This window comes from Flavobacterium luminosum, assembly GCF_023635005.1.
GTDB lineage: Bacteria > Bacteroidota > Bacteroidia > Flavobacteriales > Flavobacteriaceae > Flavobacterium > Flavobacterium luminosum.
Map to the genome: position 1 here is coordinate 360,562 of NZ_JAMLJM010000001.1, position 19,610 is coordinate 380,171.

The 19,610-nt window shown below is 34.5% G+C and carries 14 protein-coding genes and 2 tRNA genes; 9 read left to right on the forward strand and 7 right to left on the reverse strand.

Annotated elements, in window-relative coordinates:
* Nucleotides 1-26 precede the first annotated feature (26 nt).
* On the forward strand, nucleotides 27-2,183 hold the full coding sequence (locus tag NAT50_RS01665; RefSeq protein ID WP_250590841.1) for a S46 family peptidase: 2,157 nt from the start codon (nucleotides 27-29) through the stop codon (nucleotides 2,181-2,183).
* Nucleotides 2,184-2,370: 187 nt separating this feature from the next.
* Nucleotides 2,371-2,580, forward strand: coding sequence for a hypothetical protein (locus NAT50_RS01670; RefSeq protein ID WP_250590843.1), 210 nt, complete (start codon nucleotides 2,371-2,373; stop codon nucleotides 2,578-2,580).
* Between the two features lie 61 nt (nucleotides 2,581-2,641).
* On the opposite strand, the gene NAT50_RS01675 is transcribed toward NAT50_RS01670, so the two are convergent.
* The 4 genes from NAT50_RS01675 to mutS form a co-directional block, all read right to left on the reverse strand.
* Nucleotides 2,642-3,007 carry a YegP family protein gene (locus NAT50_RS01675; protein WP_250590845.1) on the reverse strand — a complete coding sequence of 122 codons (366 nt, stop codon included), beginning with the start codon at nucleotides 3,005-3,007 and terminating at the stop codon, nucleotides 2,642-2,644.
* Between the two features lie 218 nt (nucleotides 3,008-3,225).
* Nucleotides 3,226-3,310: transfer RNA gene (locus NAT50_RS01680), tRNA-Leu, on the reverse strand.
* Nucleotides 3,311-3,335: 25 nt separating this feature from the next.
* Nucleotides 3,336-3,408 (reverse strand) — tRNA-Gly (locus NAT50_RS01685).
* A gap of 137 nt (nucleotides 3,409-3,545) precedes the next feature.
* Nucleotides 3,546-6,179 carry a DNA mismatch repair protein MutS gene (gene mutS, locus NAT50_RS01690; protein WP_250590847.1) on the reverse strand — a complete coding sequence of 878 codons (2,634 nt, stop codon included), beginning with the start codon at nucleotides 6,177-6,179 and terminating at the stop codon, nucleotides 3,546-3,548.
* Nucleotides 6,180-6,324: 145 nt separating this feature from the next.
* On the opposite strand from mutS, the gene NAT50_RS01695 reads away from it, so the two are divergent.
* Genes NAT50_RS01695 through NAT50_RS01705 form a run of 3 tightly spaced genes read left to right on the forward strand, consistent with a single transcriptional unit; the run spans nucleotide 6,325 to nucleotide 8,292 of the window.
* Nucleotides 6,325-6,792 (forward strand): DUF1573 domain-containing protein, encoded by a 468-nt coding sequence (locus tag NAT50_RS01695; protein ID WP_250590849.1) that lies wholly within the window; start codon nucleotides 6,325-6,327, stop codon nucleotides 6,790-6,792.
* Nucleotides 6,793-6,848: 56 nt separating this feature from the next.
* Entirely contained in the window at nucleotides 6,849-7,727 is an 879-nt protein-coding gene (locus tag NAT50_RS01700; RefSeq protein ID WP_250590851.1) for a hypothetical protein, read from the forward strand.
* 31 nt (nucleotides 7,728-7,758) lie between these two features.
* A complete protein-coding gene (locus NAT50_RS01705; protein ID WP_250590853.1) occupies nucleotides 7,759-8,292 on the forward strand; it encodes an RNA methyltransferase in 534 nt (177 codons plus the stop codon).
* Between the two features lie 13 nt (nucleotides 8,293-8,305).
* Here the strand turns inward: NAT50_RS01705 and folK are convergent, their stop codons facing one another.
* Nucleotides 8,306-9,442: a 2-amino-4-hydroxy-6-hydroxymethyldihydropteridine diphosphokinase gene (gene folK, locus NAT50_RS01710; RefSeq protein WP_250590855.1), complete on the reverse strand. Its 1,137-nt coding sequence runs from the start codon at nucleotides 9,440-9,442 to the stop codon at nucleotides 8,306-8,308.
* A 124-nt stretch (nucleotides 9,443-9,566) separates the two neighbouring features.
* On the opposite strand from folK, the gene sppA reads away from it, so the two are divergent.
* On the forward strand, nucleotides 9,567-11,333 hold the full coding sequence (sppA, locus tag NAT50_RS01715) for a signal peptide peptidase SppA (protein WP_250590857.1): 1,767 nt from the start codon (nucleotides 9,567-9,569) through the stop codon (nucleotides 11,331-11,333).
* A gap of 144 nt (nucleotides 11,334-11,477) precedes the next feature.
* Complete coding sequence (locus tag NAT50_RS01720) at nucleotides 11,478-14,105, forward strand: AsmA family protein (RefSeq protein WP_250590859.1); 2,628 nt, start codon at nucleotides 11,478-11,480, stop codon at nucleotides 14,103-14,105.
* Nucleotides 14,106-14,149: 44 nt separating this feature from the next.
* Here the strand turns inward: NAT50_RS01720 and NAT50_RS01725 are convergent, their stop codons facing one another.
* On the reverse strand, nucleotides 14,150-14,941 hold the full coding sequence (locus tag NAT50_RS01725) for a DUF2797 domain-containing protein (RefSeq protein WP_250590861.1): 792 nt from the start codon (nucleotides 14,939-14,941) through the stop codon (nucleotides 14,150-14,152).
* A 91-nt stretch (nucleotides 14,942-15,032) separates the two neighbouring features.
* Between NAT50_RS01725 and NAT50_RS01730 the strand changes: the two genes are divergently transcribed.
* Nucleotides 15,033-16,550 carry a GH3 auxin-responsive promoter family protein gene (locus tag NAT50_RS01730; protein ID WP_250590863.1) on the forward strand — a complete coding sequence of 506 codons (1,518 nt, stop codon included), beginning with the start codon at nucleotides 15,033-15,035 and terminating at the stop codon, nucleotides 16,548-16,550.
* A gap of 145 nt (nucleotides 16,551-16,695) precedes the next feature.
* The gene (locus tag NAT50_RS01735) at nucleotides 16,696-18,261 is read left to right on the forward strand and encodes an OmpA family protein (RefSeq protein ID WP_250590865.1); all 1,566 of its coding nucleotides are present in this window, start codon (nucleotides 16,696-16,698) and stop codon (nucleotides 18,259-18,261) included.
* A gap of 59 nt (nucleotides 18,262-18,320) precedes the next feature.
* On the opposite strand, the gene clpX is transcribed toward NAT50_RS01735, so the two are convergent.
* A complete protein-coding gene (gene clpX, locus NAT50_RS01740; protein WP_250590867.1) occupies nucleotides 18,321-19,553 on the reverse strand; it encodes an ATP-dependent Clp protease ATP-binding subunit ClpX in 1,233 nt (410 codons plus the stop codon).
* Between the last annotated feature and the right edge of the window lie 57 nt (nucleotides 19,554-19,610).

The following is a 19,610-nucleotide window of genomic DNA, read 5'->3' on the forward strand; positions in this document are numbered from 1 at the left end:
CAAACTCAAAATCAAAAATTAGAATAATGAAATTCTTAAGACTACTTATTATTTTATTCGCACTACCCTCTTTGGCACAACAAGGCGGGATGTGGATTCCTTCTCTTTTAAAAGGAATGAACGAAACCGAAATGAAAAATTTAGGCATGAAAATATCTGCCGAAGATATTTATTCGGTAAACAAATCCAGCTTAAAAGATGCTGTACCTCATTTTGATGGAGGCTGTACTGCCGAAGTAATTTCACCAAAAGGGTTAATACTAACTAACCATCATTGCGGTTACGACAATATCCAAAGTCATTCTACCGTTGAAAATGACTATTTGACCCATGGCTTTTGGGCTTACAAAATGGAAGAAGAATTGCCTAATAAGGATTTATTCGTGACTTTCATTGTTCGCATCGAAGACGTTACTACTAAAGTTTTAGAAGGTGTAACTGCAATTTCAGCAGAAGCAGACAAGCAGAAAAAAATTCAAGAAAACATTGCAATCTTATCTAAAACATTACCAAAAGAAGCTTGGCAAGAAAACCAAATTAAAACTTTTTACGATGGTAATCAGTACCTATTGTTTGTAACCGAAACTTTCCGTGATGTTCGTTTGGTTGGAGCTCCACCAAGTTCAATTGGTAAATTTGGTTCTGATACAGACAACTGGGTTTGGCCACGTCATACCGGAGATTTCTCTTTGTTTAGAATCTATGCCGACAAAAATAATCGTCCAGCCGAATATTCTAAAGACAACGTACCATATACTCCAAAACATTACTTTCCTATTTCTTTAAATGGAGTTAAAGAAGATGATTTCACCATGGTAATGGGATATCCGGGAAGAACACAAGAATACTTACCATCGTATGCCGTAGAACAAATCATGAACGATCTGAATCCTGCCAAAATCGAGGTTCGTGATGCAGCATTAAAAGTTCAAGATGGTTTTATGCGTAAAGATCCTGCGATCAAAATTCAATATGCATCAAAATACGCATCTGTTGCAAATTATTGGAAAAAATGGATCGGTGAAACCAAAGGTTTAAAAAAATCGAATGCAGTTGCAGTAAAACAGAAATTTGAAACTGAATTAACTGAAAAAATTAACAAAGCGGGCAAACAAGCTGAATACGGAAACCTTTTAAACGAATTCAAAACCAATTATGCTAACATTCGCGAATACGCTATTGCACGTGATTATTACACGGAAGTAGTAATGCGTAACTGCGAAATACTAACTTTTGGTTATCGTTTATATCAACTAGAACAAGTATTAAAAACCAGAGGTGAACAAGCTTTTAACGATAGAAAAAACAATCTAATTGCAGGTTTACAAGGATCATACAAAGATTTTAACGCTAGTGTTGACGAAAAAGTTTTCGAGCAATTAATCAATATCTACGCAACAAAATCACCGAAACAATTTTTACCAACAACCTTACACAACATTAATGCTTCGCAATTAGCTTCAGAGGTTTTCAAAAATTCAAAATTAACTTCTTTTGAGGGGCTTAAAGAATTATTGAATGGTGATGTTAAATCGGTTATAGAAAAAATAAACCAAGACAAAGCCTATGCATTAGTAAAATCGATTGCCGAAGCTTATGACACCAATGTAGCTCCAAAGTTTAATGAAATGAACTTAAAAAACATCGCTTTACAACGCACCTACATGAAAGCTATTATGGAATTAAGTCCAAAATCGGCTCGTATTTTCCCAGATGCCAATAGTACACTTCGTGTAACGTATGGTAAAGTAAAAGGATACAAACCATCAGACGCGGTTACTTACACTCCAATCACGTATTTAGATGGTGTGATGGAAAAATATGTTCCTGGCGATTATGAATTTGATGTTCCTCAAAAATTAATCGATTTATACAATGCTAAAGATTTTGGACAATACGCTGATAAAACCGGAAAAGTTCCAGTAGCATTCATAGCGACAAACCATACCACAGGAGGTAACTCAGGATCACCTGCGTTGGATGCTAATGGTAATTTGATTGGTTGTAATTTCGACCGTGTTTGGGAAGGTACTATGAGCGACATTTATTACAGTCCAGAAATTTGTAGGAATATTATGGTTGACGCTCGTTACATTCTATTTATCATTGATAAATATGCTGGCGCCAAAAACCTTATTGAAGAAATGAAAATTGTAAAGTCTAAAAAAAAGACAAAAAACTAATAACCAATATCTTAAAGCGATTGTTCTAAAAAGACAGTCGCTTTATTTTTTGGCATACAATTTGTAAAATCGAATGCAAAAGGCATCCGATGAAATTTTGAAAAAAAAATTTAAAAAAGAATTTTACAATTAAAAAATTTATATCTTTGCCTCGAATTAATAATTAACCTTTTATAATTTAAGTAAGATGAAAAAAGTTGTTTTAAGCTTAGCATTCGTTGCTGCTGCATTCGTTTCTTGTAAAGATCAAGCTGCTGAGGCTCCTGCTGAAGCTCCAGTAATGGAAGAAGCTGTTGAGGCTACTGCTGAGACTGTAGATTCTGCTGCTGCTGTAGTTGATTCTGCTACTGCTCCTGCTGAAGCTACTGAGGCTGCTGCTGAAGAAGTAAAAAAATAATTAGATAATATCTAGTTTTTTAATAAAGGCTCCGCAATGCGGAGCTTTTTTATTTTTGACATCAATCCTGAAAAGCTTCTATCTCTGGAAAAACAAAATCGTTTACCGAGAAATCTAATAATTCAGAAGTTCCCGCAGAACGTACTATTTCATCAATACCACGTTGCATTAGAAGCTGCGTAGTATATTTCCGGCTCGTAGCCATCTCTTTCTTGTCTATAATCAAACGAAAATAAAACTTACCACTAGAAGTCTTAAATTTCATAAATACAGCCTCAGGAAGCAGTTCTTTCAATTTCTCTATATCTTCTTCACATTCAAAACGCAACTCATAACTATTACTCGTAAAAATCGTCTTTCCTTTACGTGAGACAAATTCAAACTTGTACCGATCATCATTGCGCTTGGTAATGACAAAAACCCCCATTTTTAATAAATTTAATTGTGTTACTCTTTTTTAAACGCTTTGAATACAAACAAAGTATGTGTTTTGAAGAATAAATTTCAAAGCATGGCAATATATAATTATTAGAAATACGATTTTAAAAAACACTCAAAAATGTTTTAACAAAATCTAAAAAGACATGTTTACAAATGAAACTTGCTGAAACAAAAAAAGCTCCAAACATAGTTTGAAGCTTTTTGTACTCAAGGCGGGACTTGAACCCGCACGAACGAAATGTTCACTGGATTTTAAGTCCAGCGTGTCTACCAATTCCACCACTCGAGCAAATATTTTTAACTTTTGGTAGTTGAGCGAAAAACGGGGTTCGAACCCGCGACCTCAACCTTGGCAAGGTTGCGCTCTACCAACTGAGCTATTTTCGCGTTGCGTTTTTTAAGAACTTCGCTTTACTTCCGTATTGCGAGTGCAAATATACTACAAGATTTCATTTCTGCAAGTACTTTTTTGAAAAAAAATAAAACTATTTTTTAAAATATTGTTTTGCAACTATTTATCCTTATTATTTTTTTACAATCATTCTCTTGATTTCATTCAATTTCATCAAAGCTTCGACTGGTGTTAGCGTATTAATATCTAAATTCACTATTTCCTCTTTTATTTCTTCCAAAAGCGGATCATCCAAATTAAAAATACTCAACTGCATTTGCTGCGCCTGTTCCCCCTTTAGGTTCGAGTTATCTTGAGTCTTTAAACCATTTAAAACCTCACCGGAATGATTTTTCTCTAATTTTTTTAAAATCTTACCAGCTTTTTGAATCACAATTTGTGGCATTCCTGCCATTTTAGCTACATGAATACCAAAACTATGGGCGCTACCTCCTTTTTCCAGTTTGCGTATAAACAAAACAGTATCTTTCAATTCTTTTACCGATACATTATAATTCTGAATTCGAGGCAAACTGTCCGTCATTTCATTCAACTCGTGATAATGCGTAGCAAACAACGTCTTAGGCTGTGCTGGGTTTTCATGCAGGAATTCTGCAATGGCCCAAGCAATGGACACCCCATCATAGGTACTGGTCCCACGTCCGATTTCATCCAACAAAACTAAACTCCTATCGGAAATATTATTTAAAATAGAAGCCGTTTCATTCATTTCCACCATAAAAGTCGATTCCCCCATTGAAATATTATCGCTAGCGCCAACCCTAGTAAAAATCTTATCTACCAAGCCCATCACCACAGAATCTGCCGGCACAAAACTTCCCATTTGAGCTAAAAGCACAATTAAAGCCGTTTGTCTCAATATAGCTGATTTTCCCGACATATTTGGTCCGGTAATCATTATGATTTGCTGTTGGTCTCTATCCAGATAAACATCATTAGCAATATAAGGAACGCCTATTGGCAATTGTTTTTCAATTACCGGATGACGACCGTTTTTAATATCCAAGACGAACGAATCGTTAATTTCAGGGCAAACATAATGATGGTCTATCGCTTGTTGTGCGAATGATGCCAAACAATCTAATTGCGCAATCAAACTCGCATTCATTTGAACGGGTTTGATATACGTAGCCACCCATGCCACCAACTGTTCGAATAATTGAACTTCTAATTGGTGAATTTTTTCTTCAGCTCCTAAAATCTTCGATTCATATTCTTTTAATTCTTCTGTGATGTAACGCTCTGCATTTACCAAAGTTTGTTTTCGGATCCATTCCGAAGGTACTTTATCTTTGTGCGTATTTCGGACTTCTATGTAATACCCGAAAACATTATTAAACGAAATTTTTAACGACGGAATGCCCGTTGCTTCCGACTCTCTCTTTTCTATGGCTTCCAAAAACTCTTTTCCAGAATTGGAAATATTACGCAATTCATCCAACTCGGAATTCACTCCAACTGCAATAGCGTTGCCTTTGTGTATAGATACAGGTGCATCTTGATGTAGAGTATTCTGAATTTTTTCGCGCAACAACTCACAAGAATGCAAACTGTCTCCTATAATTTTTACTGCTTCCTGAGGACTTTTTAGCGCCAACTCTTTTATCGGAATAATGGCATCTAACGATTCTTTGAGATACACTAACTCACGAGGAGAAACTCTCCCGGCAGCTACTTTAGAAATCAATCGTTCTAAATCGGAAATTTGCTTGATTTGCTGTTGAATTTGTTGCAGCACCTCTTGATTTTCCTTTAAATACGATACTACCTCGTGACGCCCCTTTATTTTATTACTATCTTTTAACGGAAGTGCCAACCATCGTTTTAGCAATCTAGCTCCCATTGGAGACAATGTTTTGTCGATAACATCTAAGAGCGTAACCGCATTAGGATTGTAACTATGATACAATTCTAAATTCCTAATAGTGAATCGATCCATCCAAACATAGGCATCCTCAGCTATACGATGAATAGAGGTTATATGTTGTATTTTATTATGTTGCGTTTCGGACAAATAATATAAAATAGCTCCCGAAGCAATAATTCCATGCATCAATTCTTCCACTCCAAAACCTTTCAAAGAATTGGTTTGAAAATGCGTCATTAAACTCTCTTTAGCAAAATCTTCCTTATATACCCAATCTTCAAGGTAAAACGCATGAAAATGGTCACCAAAAACCGCCAGGAAATCTTTTTTATTTTGTTTTGGCACCAAAATTTCACTAGGACTGAAGTTTTGCAACAATTTATCTATATATTCTTCATTCCCTTCCGAAGTTAGGAATTCACCCGTTGACACATCCAAAAAAGCAACTCCTAATTGTTTCTTACCAAAGTAAACAGAAGCCAGGAAATTATTAGATTTAGAAACCAAAACCTCATCGTTCATAGACACACCGGGAGTAACCAATTCTGTAACCCCTCTTTTCACAATAGACTTAGTCATTTTCGGATCTTCCAATTGATCACAAATTGCTACACGAAGCCCGGCCTTAACTAATTTTGGCAAATAGGTATTTAAAGAATGATGAGGAAATCCGGCTAATGCGGTTTCTGATTCTGTCCCTGCACCACGCTTGGTGAGAGTAATTCCTAATATTTTTGAAGCACGAACAGCATCTTCACCAAAAGTTTCATAAAAATCTCCGACACGAAATAACAAACAGGCATCCGGATATTTTGCCTTTATTTCATTGTATTGTTTCATCAATGGAGTTTCTTTCGGTGCTTTTTCTTTTGCTGCCAAGACTAAAAAATTTAAAAATATAGGCGACGAATTTACTCATTTTGGCCCAATATTTGATTAAATATTTAACAACAATTTTTGAACAAAAATTAAAAAAGAGTACCAATTTATTTATACATTTGTTTAATCAACAAATAAAATTTTTATGAAAAAATTCATACTAATGTTCGCTGCTGCTGCATTATTAGGATCTTATTCCGCTTCAGCTCAGGACGTAAAAGCTAAAAAAGCAGAAGTTAAAAAAGCTAAAACTTCAAAACAGTTACCTAAAGTTGATGGTGTTGGTTTATTCGTTGAAAATGAAACTATTGACTATGGAACCATCAACCAAGGCGCTAATGGTGCACGCGAATTCGTGATTACTAATAACGGAACACAACCGTTAATCATTACCAATGCGATAGGCTCTTGTGGCTGTACCGTTCCTACTTTTCCAAAAGAACCTATTTTACCAGGCAAAACTGCAGTGATTGGTGTAAAATATGACACTAACCGTGTTGGTCCTTTCCAAAAAACAGTTACTATCACTTCTAATGCTACTTCAGGCAACTCGAAGATTTTAACAATCAAAGGAACTGTTAATGCTAAAGCAGCAGAAGCTCCAAAAAGCTAAAAAGACTTTAACATAAAAGTAAGCTCTCTTTCTAGAGGGCTTTTTTTTTTAACCTTATGACAAGAAAATTCTGTATCTGGATTTGTATGTTTTTTTCTGTGATAGTTTCAGCTCAAACCATCAAGATTCCGTTGCGAAAATACCGCGTTGCTTTCTTGAGCGACTCTTTAAAAGAAACTTCGGGCTTATGTTTTTTAAATCAGAAACTACATACTTTTAATGATGGTGGAAATCCCAACGAATTGTACCATATTGACAAAAAAACTGGAAAAATTATTCAAAAACTCCCGACTTCGTTTCCTAATATTGACTGGGAAGCTATCGCAACAGACAGTACTTTTATTTACTTGGGCGATTTCGGCAATAACTCAGGCAAACGACAAGATCTTTGTATTTATAAACTTTCCCTTTCACAAAACACCAAAGACGAAAACTTCTTGAAGATAAATTTCGAATACCAACTTCCGAAAAATTATGAACCACAGAATCTAAAACACGATTTTGATGCTGAAGCCTTAATTTATCACCACCAAAAATTACATTTGTTTACCAAAGAATGGAAAAATAAAGCGACATCTCGTTACCTTATTAATCCCAACGCTTCAGAAAAACAGATTCTTCAAAAGTTGGAAAGTTATAAAACGAACTTTTTAGTGACCGACGCCGCTTTTTATGACAAAAAACTATACCTTGTTGGTTACAACAAAAAAGGAAACTGTTTCTTATTTATTTTCGATGAGAACTCAGATGGTTTGTTTTTCTCCAATCCTCCTAAAAAATTCAAGTTGGGCTCTGTCTTGACCATTGGACAAATTGAAGGAATCGCTATCAATTCAGAAGGGCTTTATCTCTCTAGTGAAAACATTTCTAAATTCATTTTCAACCGTAAGCCTTCGCTTTACTTTGTTCCATTCAGCGCCTTGAAAGAAAACTAGCATTATTTTAGTTTTTATGTAATTTTGCGACATGAGAAAAATAGAAAACAACGAGTTAGACCGAAAATCGATAGAAGAGTTCAAGCAAGCCGAAAAAACACCCATCATCGTTATTTTAGATGATATCCGAAGTTTGCACAACATCGGTTCTGTTTTTAGAACTGGAGACGCTTTTTTAATTGAAAAAATATATTTGTGCGGCATCACTGCAACACCACCCAATAAAGAAATACACAAAACAGCCTTGGGCGCCACTGAAACCGTAGCTTGGGAATACCAAAAGGATGTTTTAGAAGTAATTCAAAAACTGAAGGAGGAAGAGGTTGAAATCTATGCTGTAGAACAGGTAGAAAATGCCATTTTTTTAGATAATTTCAAACCAGAGCACAACAAAAAATACGCATTAATTATGGGTAATGAAGTGTTTGGTGTAAATCAAGAAGCTGTTAAACGTTGCGACGGCGCTATCGAAATTCCTCAACTAGGCACGAAACACTCTTTAAATGTATCAGTAAGTGCAGGAATTGTTATTTGGGATTTATTTTGCAAGTTGAAAAATCAATAACGATTTAAAACACTTATTCGTTTAATTTTTTCTGAATTTCATTCAAAAGACACAAATAATCTTCTTGTTGTTTTACAAAATCGAAATCAGAAACATCAATCACGATTACATTTAAATTGGTTTGGGTTTTTATATAATCCAAATATCCTTTGTTGATTTTTTCTAAATACTCCGAAGGAATTTCCTGCTCGTAACTACGTCCTCTTTTTTTGATGTTTTTCAAAAGACGGTCTGTATTTTGATACAAATAAACATACAAATCGGGCTTAGGCATCTCTTTGTACATAATATCAAATAAAGTCTTATACAAACGATATTCGTCTTCTTGGAGTGTTACTTTGGCAAAAATGAGAGATTTAAAAATATGATAATCGGCAACCACAAAATCTTTAAACAAATCAAATTGAGACAAATCGTCTGTTAATTGCTGGTATCGATCGGCCAAAAAAGACATTTCCAATGGGAAAGCATAACGATTCTGATCTTTATAAAATTTAGGCAAAAAAGGATTGTCCGCAAAACGCTCTAACACCAACTTAGCATTAAAATCCTCAGAGATCTTGGTTGCCAATGTCGTTTTACCGGCACCAATGTTCCCTTCGATTGCGATGTAATTTATTTTATTAAAATTAAAATCGATACTCGGAATTGTCAATTCAGAAACTAGTTCAAACGAACCTGTATCTTCGCAATTAGTGATTAGTTCTGAAATATTTTGATGTAAAATAGGATGTTCCCATTTAAAATTCAAATCCTTAACCGGCAGTAATACAAATTTACGATTTTGCATCTGCGGATGTGGGATTTTCAGATTTTCAGACTGAACGATTTTATCTCCAACAGCAACAATATCAATATCTATAATCCTTGCTTCGTAACCTGTACTTGTTTTATGGGTACGTCCCATTTGCTTTTCAATTGATGTTATTTTTCTCAGAATTTTCTCCGGAGAAAAAGAAGAATGCACCAGCAAGGCACAATTATAAAAAGCATCACTCTCGAAACCCCAAGCTGGAGTTTCGTATAATTTAGACACCCGCAAAACCAATCCAATTTTCTGATGAATTAATTGAATACAGTTCTCGATGTTTTCACGTCGGTTTCCGATGTTACTTCCTAAAGAAAGAATGACTTTTTGTTGCAAATCCATAATCGGCACAAATTAACTAAAAAGAATTGTAGAATAACAGGATATTTATGCAAGTGTTAATAACTATTTTAATGTAACAAAAAACCATTTTAGACTACTAATGGATAATAAAAAAATTAATAGAATGAAATTTTTAAGTAATGTATTGTCCACTATTGTAGGACTTTTCCTTTTCTGTTTCCTGTTTTTCTTCGGAATTATCATCTTAGGAGCCTTATTTGGAGGAGAAGAAAAAACAATCGTCAAAGAGAACTCTGTCTTAGAATTAAATCTGGAAAAAGTAACCCAAGATTACGGCGGAAAATTCAACTACAAAGACATGCCTTTTTTGAATGAAAAAGGAACACATGATGGATTGTCGGACATTTTAAGAGCTATCGAGGCTGCAGCTACCGATGATAAAATTAAAGGAATTTCAATCCTAAACAACTCATTAAATTTAGGAGTGGCACAAACAAAAGCCTTACGTGACGAATTAGAAAAATTCAAAAAGTCAGGAAAATTTGTCTTAGCTTATGACAATGTTTTAACTCAGAAAGAATATTATTTAAACTCTGTGGCTAACAAAATATACCTAAACCCTGTGGGTGAAATGGATTTTAAAGGACTTTCAACTGAAATCATGTATTTCAAAGATTTTCAAGATAAAACCGGTTTAAAAATGGAAGTTATTCGCCACGGAAAATACAAAAGTGCCGTAGAACCTTTCCTTACCAACCAAATGAGTCCTGAAAACAGAGAGCAAATCACTAGTTTTCTAAATTCTATTTGGGATGCCATGGTTACAGATATCTCTAAATCTAGAAATATTCCAGTAAGCAAACTCAATGTAATTGCAAATGATTTGTTGGCAAGAACTCCAGAAATGGCTAAAAACAACAAATTAGTCGATCTTGTAGCTTATGAGGATGTTTACCACAAAGACATTAAAAAACTATTAAAGGTTGATGACAAAGAAGACTACAATAAAGTAAACATTCTAGACTATGCTAGAGATATTGCCTTTGAGAATGAATTTTCAACCAAAGATAAAATTGCGATTATTTATGCTCAAGGCCAAATTGGTTCTGGCGAAGGAGATATCGATGTGGTAGGCGAAGGATCTATGCGTCGTTCCTTGAAAGAAGCTCGCGAAGACGACAATGTGAAAGCCATTGTACTTAGAATTGATAGTCCCGGAGGAAGCGCTTTGACTTCAGATTTAATATGGAGAGAAATTGAAATTACCAAAAAAGTAAAACCTGTTGTAGTTTCTATGGGTAACCTAGCCGCTTCTGGAGGTTACTACATTGCTTGTAACGCAGACAAAATCTTCGCAGAAGCTAGCACTATTACTGGTTCTATTGGAGTATTTGGAATGTTGCCTAATTTCTCTGAATTAACAAAGAAATATGGGGTTAACTCAGAATCGGTTGAAACACACAAAAACGCATCGGAATACAGTCCTTTCACTCCTATTGATACCGATTTTAGAAATTTCACTCAAGAAAGTGTAGAACAAATTTACAAGACCTTTGTCAGCCGTGTTGCTGCGGGTCGTAAGATGACTTTTGAACAAGTTGATGCCATTGCACAAGGCCGTGTTTGGAGCGGAACCGAAGCTTTACGTTTAAAATTGATTGACAAAATAGGCGGTATGGATGATGCTATTGCGCATGCTGCTCATATGTCAAAAGTAAAAGACTATGCGACGGTAGAATTCCCTGAATACGAAAAAGACTTTGAAGACATCTTTGGAGGTAGTGGTTTCTTCAGTTTCTTAAAAACAAGAGAAACTTTATTAAAAGAAGAATTAGGCGAAGAAAATTATCAAATGATTCAACGCATCAAAGAATTGAATAGTAAAAAAGGATTACAGGCTTCTTTACCTTTTGTAATAGAAATCAAATAACTTTACATACTAATTAACCTCGAAATCCGTTCTGCATAGAGCGGATTTTTTTTTATAAAAACTTTACCATACCTTATCACATATGTCTTACTTTTGTAAGAATAACGGAAAGATATTTGCTATCTTTATATAAATTTAACCTATATGAAAAAGAAAATTTTTATTGGTATTGGCATATTTCTAGTAGTCGTGTTAGGAACATTAGCTGCGATACCTTTATTTTTTAAAGATCAAATCAAAGCAAAAATCCAGCAAACTATTAATGACAACTTAAATGCAAAGGTTTCATTTGCAGATGCTAATTTGAGTTTATTTAGAAGTTTTCCTGATGCAAATGTTTCCATTGAAAAATTACTTGTAATCAATAAGGCTCCTTTCGAAGGAGATACTTTAGTTGCATTTGAAGAACTGAGTCTCGACATGGCGATTACCGAAATTTTTAAAGGAAATGAGCCCATGACTTTAGAATCTATCTCTGTAAAAAATGGATTGGCTAATATTTTGTTCAATAAAGACGGAATAGGCAACTTCGATATTGCATTGAAGGGAGAAACCCCAGAAAAACCAAAAGAAGAAAGCAAACCTTTTTCCATGAACATTCAAAATTATGAAGTGGAGCACTTCCGTTTCAAATATTATGATGAACGTTCCAAAATAAAAATGGTGATTGATAGTTTAAATCACACCGGAAAAGGAAATTTTGGCACACAAAAACTTGATCTAGACACTAAATCTACTGCTACGATTTCTATTGATATGGATAAAATGAATTACATGAACCATGTCCGTTTATCATTAGATGCCATCTTGGGAATCGATTTAGAAAAAAGCAAATACAGTTTCAAGCACAACAAAGCAAAAATTAACGAATTGCCTTTGGAGTTTGATGGTTTTATTCAACTTTTAGAAAACGGACAAGAATATGATTTGAGTTTCAAAACACCTACTTCTGATTTTAAAAACTTTTTAGGCCTCATTCCTTCTGCTTATGCAGGCAATCTAAGTACGGTAAAAACAACAGGAAATTTCTCTGTTAATGGTAAAGTAAAAGGAACCTTAAGTGACACTACCGTTCCTAAATTCAATATTGGCCTTGCCTCGCAAAATGCTTCTTTTCAATACCCTGAATTACCAAAATCGGTACGAAATATCATTATTGACACTAAAATTGTGAATGAAACGGGTATAATGAATGATACTTATGTGAATCTTGACCAATTGTCGTTTAAAATAGATCAAGACGTTTTTAATGCCAAAGCCAATATTCGCAATGTAGCAACCAACGCTTTGGTGAATGCCGAATTGAAGGGAATTATTAATTTAGGAAATGTAACCAAAGCTTACCCCGTAAAATTAGACAAACCGCTTTCCGGTATTTTGAATGCAGATGTAAAAACGAAATTTGACATGCTTTCGGTAGAGAAAAGTCAATACCAAAACATACAAAACTCTGGGCATGTTTCATTAACCGGTTTTAATTATTCTGGTCCAGAAATGGCAAAACCAGTTCAGATTAAACAAGCTGCGGTAACATTTAACACCAACCATATCGCTTTAAATAAATTAGATTTAAAAACTGGTAATTCTGACATTCAACTTAACGGGACACTAGACAATTTCTACGGTTTCTTATTTCGTAATCAAGTGTTAAAAGGTAATTTTAACATGAATTCGAACCAATTCCTAGTGTCCGATTTCATGGAACCAGCTTCGGCAACAGCAAAATCAACTCAAAAAGAAACCACAACTAGCGAAAGTACTTCTACTAAAACTACTAAAAAAGAAGCAGTAAAAATTCCGGCTTTCTTGGATTGTAGCATCACAGCCAAAGCAAATACGGTAGTCTATGATAATTTAACGCTAAAAGCGGTTTCAGGAAAAATGATTATTAAAGATGAGGCCGTAAGATTAGAAAACGTTAAAACAAATATCTTCGATGGGCAAATTGGCTTCAACGGTGTAGTTTCAACCAAAGGCAACACTCCAAAATTCAATATGAATTTAAATCTAAACAAGGTAGACATTGCGCAATCCTTTACCCAATTAGATATGCTCAAAGCCATTGCACCTATTGCAGGAGTCGTTGCAGGAAAACTAAATTCTGACATCAAACTGAACGGAAATTTAGATGCTGTTGAAATGACACCGATTTTACCAAGTTTAACGGGAGATTTATTAGGGCAATTACTTTCTTCAACCGTAAATCCTAACAATTCACAAATGTTAAACGCTTTAGGATCGCAGATTAAGTTTATCGATATGAAAAAACTAAATCTTAACGATATTAAAGCAGCTATTTCTTTCAAAGATGGCAAGGTAGTCGTGAAACCTTTTAAGATTAAATACCAAGACATTACTGCAGAAATTGGAGGAACACATGGTTTTGATCAGAGTATGAATTACAATTTGAAATTTGATGTTCCGGCAAAATACCTAGGAACAGAAGCAAACAAATTATTAGCAAAACTGACACCAAGCGAAGCCTCCAAAATTGAGAATGTACCAATTACCGCTTTAATGACAGGAAACTTTAAAAATCCTAAAGTAAGTACCGACATGAAGCAAGCTACTTCTAATTTGGCGATGCAAGTAGCAAAAATGCAAAAAGACAAATACCTTAACAAAGGAACTGATGCTTTAAGCAACATTATTACTGGAGGCAAGAAAAAAACCGATACTACTAAAACTACCGATACCAAAAAAGAGGAAGTGAAAAATAAAGCCGGTGAATTAATTGAAGGCTTATTCGGTAAGAAAAAGAAACAACAATAAAGTATTACTAAAAAAAGAGTTCTCGTAGGAGAACTCTTTTTTTATTAAGCTATTTTCACTACATAACCTTCAAAAGTACGGATATTAAATACCGTCCCGTCGGCAAAAATGAGATATTGTCCCTTGATACCCATTAATTTACCGCTGAATGCTGGTGTTTTATCTAAATTTAAACTATTCACTTTTTCAGGATATTCTAGTACAGGATATTCTAATTTATACAGATCGTCTTTAGTAGTGTAGAAATATTCCGAAACTTCAGGAGGAAGCAAATGTTCTAATTTCAATCTCTCCTGCAATAAATCCAAATGAGAAACATCATTTTTCAACATTTTCTTCCAATTCGTTTTGTCTGCATAATGACTCTTAAGCGCCACCTCGGTTATACCGGCAAGATAACGATTAGGAACCTCAACTATAGGAACAGCCTGAACGGCTCCTTGATCTATCCATCGTGTGGGAACTTGAGTCTTTCTAGTAACACCCACCTTAACCTCACTAGAGAGTGCAAGATAAACTATATGGGGTTGTAACTGTACTCTTTTTTCGTATTCTAAATCACGGTCTTCAATATCCAAATGAGCCGTGCTGAGTTCAGGTTTCATGATCCAGTCCCCAGCCGAAGCACTTTTCATAAAACAATCATAACAAAAACCTTGTCGGAAAATCTTTTTCTTTTTACCACACTCCAAACATTGGTATCCTTGAAATGCAATCTCGAACTCCTTCCCTATCAATTGATTTACATTCAGAAAACTATTTTCAAATACTAAATAATACTGAATAGGATTGGCAAATTCGGTTTGCATCTTTGTTAAAACACCTTCGTAAAACATAAAAGATTTTGGTTTTTTAAATTTTGGTTTTTAGATTAAATTTCTATTTTTGGTAAAGTTATTACTCATAACTCTAAAATCATAATAAAAAATGCCTCTACCGATTATAAATTCAATTGCTTCATGGGTTTTAAAACAACGTATTCATCAGATTGAATTGTTCTTAAAATACCCTAATGAAGTTCAGGAAGAATTATTAATGAATTTAATTCGACAATCGGAAACTACGTTTTTAGGAAAACACTATGATTTCAGTTCTATAAAAACATACCACACTTTTCAGGAACGCGTTCCGGTTTCTACCTACGAAGACCTAGAACCTTTCATAGAAAAAACCCGCAAAGGAGAACAAGGAGTGTTCTGGAATGAACCAATCAAATGGTTTGCTAAATCCAGCGGTACCACTAATGCAAAAAGCAAGTTTATTCCGGTAAGCAATCAAGCCTTAGAAGATTGCCATTATAAAGCAAGTAAAGATTTGTTATGTCTCTATTTGAATAACAACGAAGATTCTCAACTTTTTACAGGAAAAAGTCTTCGCTTGGGTGGAAGCAAACAATTGTATGAAGACAATAATACTTTTTTTGGAGACTTATCAGCCATTTTAATTGACAACATGCCATTTTGGGCTGAATTTAGTAGTACCCCAAGCAACAAAACTTCATTGATGAGCGAATGGGAAACCAAACTTTTAGCCATTGTTAATGAAACCAAAACAGAGAATGTTACTAGTTTTGCCGGCGTACCTTCTTGGATGCTTGTGCTTTTAAATAAGCTTCTAGAAGAAACTAGAAAAAGCAACTTACTGGAAATTTGGCCTAACTTGGAAGTATATTTTCACGGAGGCGTTAGTTTTGATCCGTATCGCCTTCAATACAAAAATATTTTACCAAAACCAGAATTCAGGTATTACGAGATTTATAATGCTTCGGAAGGTTTTTTTGCTATTCAGGATTTGAATAATTCCAACGATTTATTACTGATGCTAGATTATGGAATTTTTTATGAATTTATTCCAATGGAGACTTTTGGAACTCCTAATCAGAAAATAATCAGACTGGCTGAAGTTGAACTCAATAAAAATTATGCGATCGTCATTACTACAAATTCAGGATTGTGGCGATATCTCATTGGCGATACGGTTCGTTTTACCTCTTTAAAACCTTACCGTATTAGAGTAACAGGAAGAACCAAGCATCATATTAATGTTTTTGGCGAAGAATTAATGGTCGAAAATACCGATCAAGCGCTTGCAAAAACCTGTCAAGCCACCAACGCAGAAGTTACTGACTATACCGTTGCTCCTGTGTTTATGAGTGGAAAGGAAAAAGGAGCACATGAGTGGATTATTGAATTTCGAAAAAAACCGGAAGATCTAAACTATTTTTCTCAATTGTTAGATCAAAACATTCAAGCGTTAAACTCCGATTATGAAGCCAAACGTTATAATAACATGACGTTAAATCCATTAATCGTGAATGTTGCCAGAAACAATTTATTTTACGATTGGCTTAAAAATCAAGATAAATTAGGGGGGCAACATAAAATTCCGAGGCTCTCTAACCAGAGAGATTATTTAGAACAATTACTTGTGCTTCAAAAACAATAAAAAAGAAAAACCGAAATACGAGTTTAAGCAAAATTTCCACGTCTTGCTTTTCATCGTTTTTTACAGTCTTTCATCGAATTAATCAGAATTAAACAATTGTTTTCTTATAATTTTGTCAGAATTAAAGTTAACTTAACCTTAAATTATGATAAAAAGATTACTCTTTTTGTTCTTGATAATAAATAACGTTATTACTGCACAAAATTCTTCGGTATCAACAAAAACCATTCCCCCTTTTTCGACCCAAGAGATCCATGAAGCACCAGATACTTTTACTATTCATACTACCAGTATCAATTCTCCTTTATCTGATATAGGTTCTACCTTTTTTATGGAAAAATATATCATTTATTCCTCTAGAAAAACAGGAGCAATAGGTGCGAAAAAAGACCCTAATACCAACGAACCATACAAAACCATATATTGCACAGATATTGATAAGAATGGTAATTTAAGTCACCCTTATTTCTTTGCTGAAGTTTTAGATTCCGATGGAAACGAAACAGGAGTATCATTCTCTCCTGATGAAAACAGAATCTATTACACCAAAAGCAATACAGAATATTCTAAAAATTATCAGTTATACAAAAGAAAGTTTGACGAAGTATGCCGTTGCAGATGGATTGAAGAAGTACCAGTTTCATTTAACAGCAAAGAATATTCGATTGAGAATCCAAATGTATCACCTGATGGAAAGAAATTATATTTTTCTTCCAACATGCCCGGTGGCTATGGCGGTTACGATCTATATGTTGCGGATATCGATGAAAATGGCATTCCTCACAATCCAAAAAATTTAGGAAATGAAATAAACACCGCTGGAGATGAAAAATTCCCTTATAGTTCGCCAGTGAAAGCACGTTTGTACTTTTCATCTAACGGACATCCAGGCTATGGGAATTTAGATCTTTTTGTAGCTGCTATAAAAGAAGACGGGTTTTCTTCCCCTTTAAATCTAGGAAAAACAATCAACACCTCTGCTGATGAAGTGGCTTTTATCCTATCGAGCAGTACTACAGGATATTTTAGCAGTAACAAAAAAGGAGGAAAAGGTTCTTTTGATATTTACAGATTTGATTTGGTTAAAAAATCAACTAACCTTAATGGTTTAGTTTTTGAAAAAGATTCTAAAATTGTTTTACCTAACACTGAAGTACTATTAACCAATGAAAAAGGAGAAATCATATCAAAACAACTGACTTCTAAAGAAGGTAAATTCCAATTTGATATAGACCCACTAGAATCCTATGGTATTAAAGCTTCTAAAGATGGTTATTTTGAAACTACAATTTCCGCAAACACCAATAAAAGAAATGCTGCCGTTCCTTTAGCATTAGAACAGAAAAAAGCAGAAGTTACCGAAAAGGAAATTGTAATAGAAAAAATTTATTTTGATTACAACAAAGCAACACTGAAGAAAGAATCAACGCTGTCTTTGAATAAAATCTACAGTGTTTTAGTAGAAAACCCAGAGATGAAAATCATTATTAATGCCCATACTGACAGCAGAGGTTCGAATCAATACAATCAAATCTTATCTGAGAAAAGAGCCATTTCCGCTTTAGTTTACTTAACCAAAAAAGGCATCGACAAAAATCGTTTAAATTCAAAAAGTTACGGAGAAACCATGCCTTTATCGACTTGTAAAGACAAATGTACTGAAGCAGAGTTTGAAAAAGACCGAAGAGTTGAATTTATCATTGTTCAATAAAATAAAAAATCACATATAGACATAAAAAAAGCTCTCGAATTCGAGAGCTTTTTTTGTATTTAAGAAGCAATTTCTAATCGTTTCAATAAATTTTTACTTAGCGCTTCCTCTACATAATGCTTATCGATATGCAATTCCTTAACATCAGAACTTGGAATTTCATACATGGCATCAGTTAATATCGCTTCACACAAAGAACGTAATCCACGAGCGCCTAATTTATATTCCATCGCCTTGTCTACAATAAAATCTAAAGCTTCATCGGTGATAGAAAAATCTATCTCGTCCATTGCGAATAGCTTTTTGTATTGTTTGATTAAAGCATTTTTAGGCTCTGTTAGAATCGCTCTAAGAGTTGGTTTGTCTAGCGGATCCATGTGTGTTAGAACCGGTAAACGACCAATAATCTCAGGGATTAACCCAAATTCTTTTATATCTTTAGGGATAACGTATTGCAATAAGTTGGCCTCATCTATTTTGTCTGTTTCCTTAGAAGCTGTAAAACCGACTGCTTGACGATTTAATCGCTTAGAAATGATGCGTTCTATGCCATCAAAAGCTCCTCCTGCGATAAATAGAATATTTTGGGTATTTACTTCTACAAACTTCTGATCAGGATGCTTACGTCCCCCTTTAGGCGGTACATTAACTACAGTACCTTCTAACAATTTCAATAAGGCTTGTTGTACCCCTTCTCCGGAAACATCTCGCGTAATAGATGGATTATCGCTTTTTCGTGCAATTTTATCAACTTCATCAATAAAAACAATACCTCTTTCCGCTTTCTCAACATCATAATCAGCAGCTTGCAACAAACGGGTAAGAATACTTTCCACGTCTTCACCAACGTAACCTGCTTCCGTTAAAACTGTCGCATCAACAATTGCCAACGGAACATCTAACATTTTGGCGATAGTTTTAGCTACCAATGTTTTTCCTGTTCCTGTTTGACCTACCATGATAATGTTACTTTTTTCAATCTCTACGTCATCACCATGATCTTGTTGCATCAGTCGCTTGTAATGATTGTATACCGCAACTGACATTACTTTTTTGGTCTGTTCTTGACCAATTACATATTTATCTAAAAAAGCTCGGATTTCTTTGGGTTTTTTCAGTACGAGATCAACGCTGGGTTTCACTCCACCACTCGACTTAATTTCCTCCAAAACAATTCCATGCGCTTGCTCAATACATCTATCACAGATGTGTGAATTAATTCCGGCGATCAATAAATTGGTTTCGGATTTCTTTCTTCCGCAGAAAGAGCATTCTAAAATTTCTTTTGCCATTTTTTCTTTTTGGCAGTCCGCAGTTTTATATTCCGAATAGCTTTCGGTTAAAATAAA

Coding starts and splice junctions, on each gene's coding strand:
- NAT50_RS01665 (WP_250590841.1), top strand. CDS start 27: ATGAAATTCTTAAGACTACTTATTATTTTATTCGCACTACCCTCTTTG.
- NAT50_RS01670 (WP_250590843.1), top strand. CDS start 2,371: ATGAAAAAAGTTGTTTTAAGCTTAGCATTCGTTGCTGCTGCATTCGTT.
- NAT50_RS01675 (WP_250590845.1), bottom strand. CDS start 3,007: ATGGGGGTTTTTGTCATTACCAAGCGCAATGATGATCGGTACAAGTTT.
- NAT50_RS01695 (WP_250590849.1), top strand. CDS start 6,325: ATGAAAAAATTCATACTAATGTTCGCTGCTGCTGCATTATTAGGATCT.
- NAT50_RS01700 (WP_250590851.1), top strand. CDS start 6,849: ATGACAAGAAAATTCTGTATCTGGATTTGTATGTTTTTTTCTGTGATA.
- NAT50_RS01705 (WP_250590853.1), top strand. CDS start 7,759: ATGAGAAAAATAGAAAACAACGAGTTAGACCGAAAATCGATAGAAGAG.
- folK (WP_250590855.1), bottom strand. CDS start 9,442: ATGGATTTGCAACAAAAAGTCATTCTTTCTTTAGGAAGTAACATCGGA.
- sppA (WP_250590857.1), top strand. CDS start 9,567: ATGAAATTTTTAAGTAATGTATTGTCCACTATTGTAGGACTTTTCCTT.
- NAT50_RS01720 (WP_250590859.1), top strand. CDS start 11,478: ATGAAAAAGAAAATTTTTATTGGTATTGGCATATTTCTAGTAGTCGTG.
- NAT50_RS01725 (WP_250590861.1), bottom strand. CDS start 14,941: ATGTTTTACGAAGGTGTTTTAACAAAGATGCAAACCGAATTTGCCAAT.
- NAT50_RS01730 (WP_250590863.1), top strand. CDS start 15,033: ATGCCTCTACCGATTATAAATTCAATTGCTTCATGGGTTTTAAAACAA.
- NAT50_RS01735 (WP_250590865.1), top strand. CDS start 16,696: ATGATAAAAAGATTACTCTTTTTGTTCTTGATAATAAATAACGTTATT.
- clpX (WP_250590867.1), bottom strand. CDS start 19,553: ATGGCAAAAGAAATTTTAGAATGCTCTTTCTGCGGAAGAAAGAAATCC.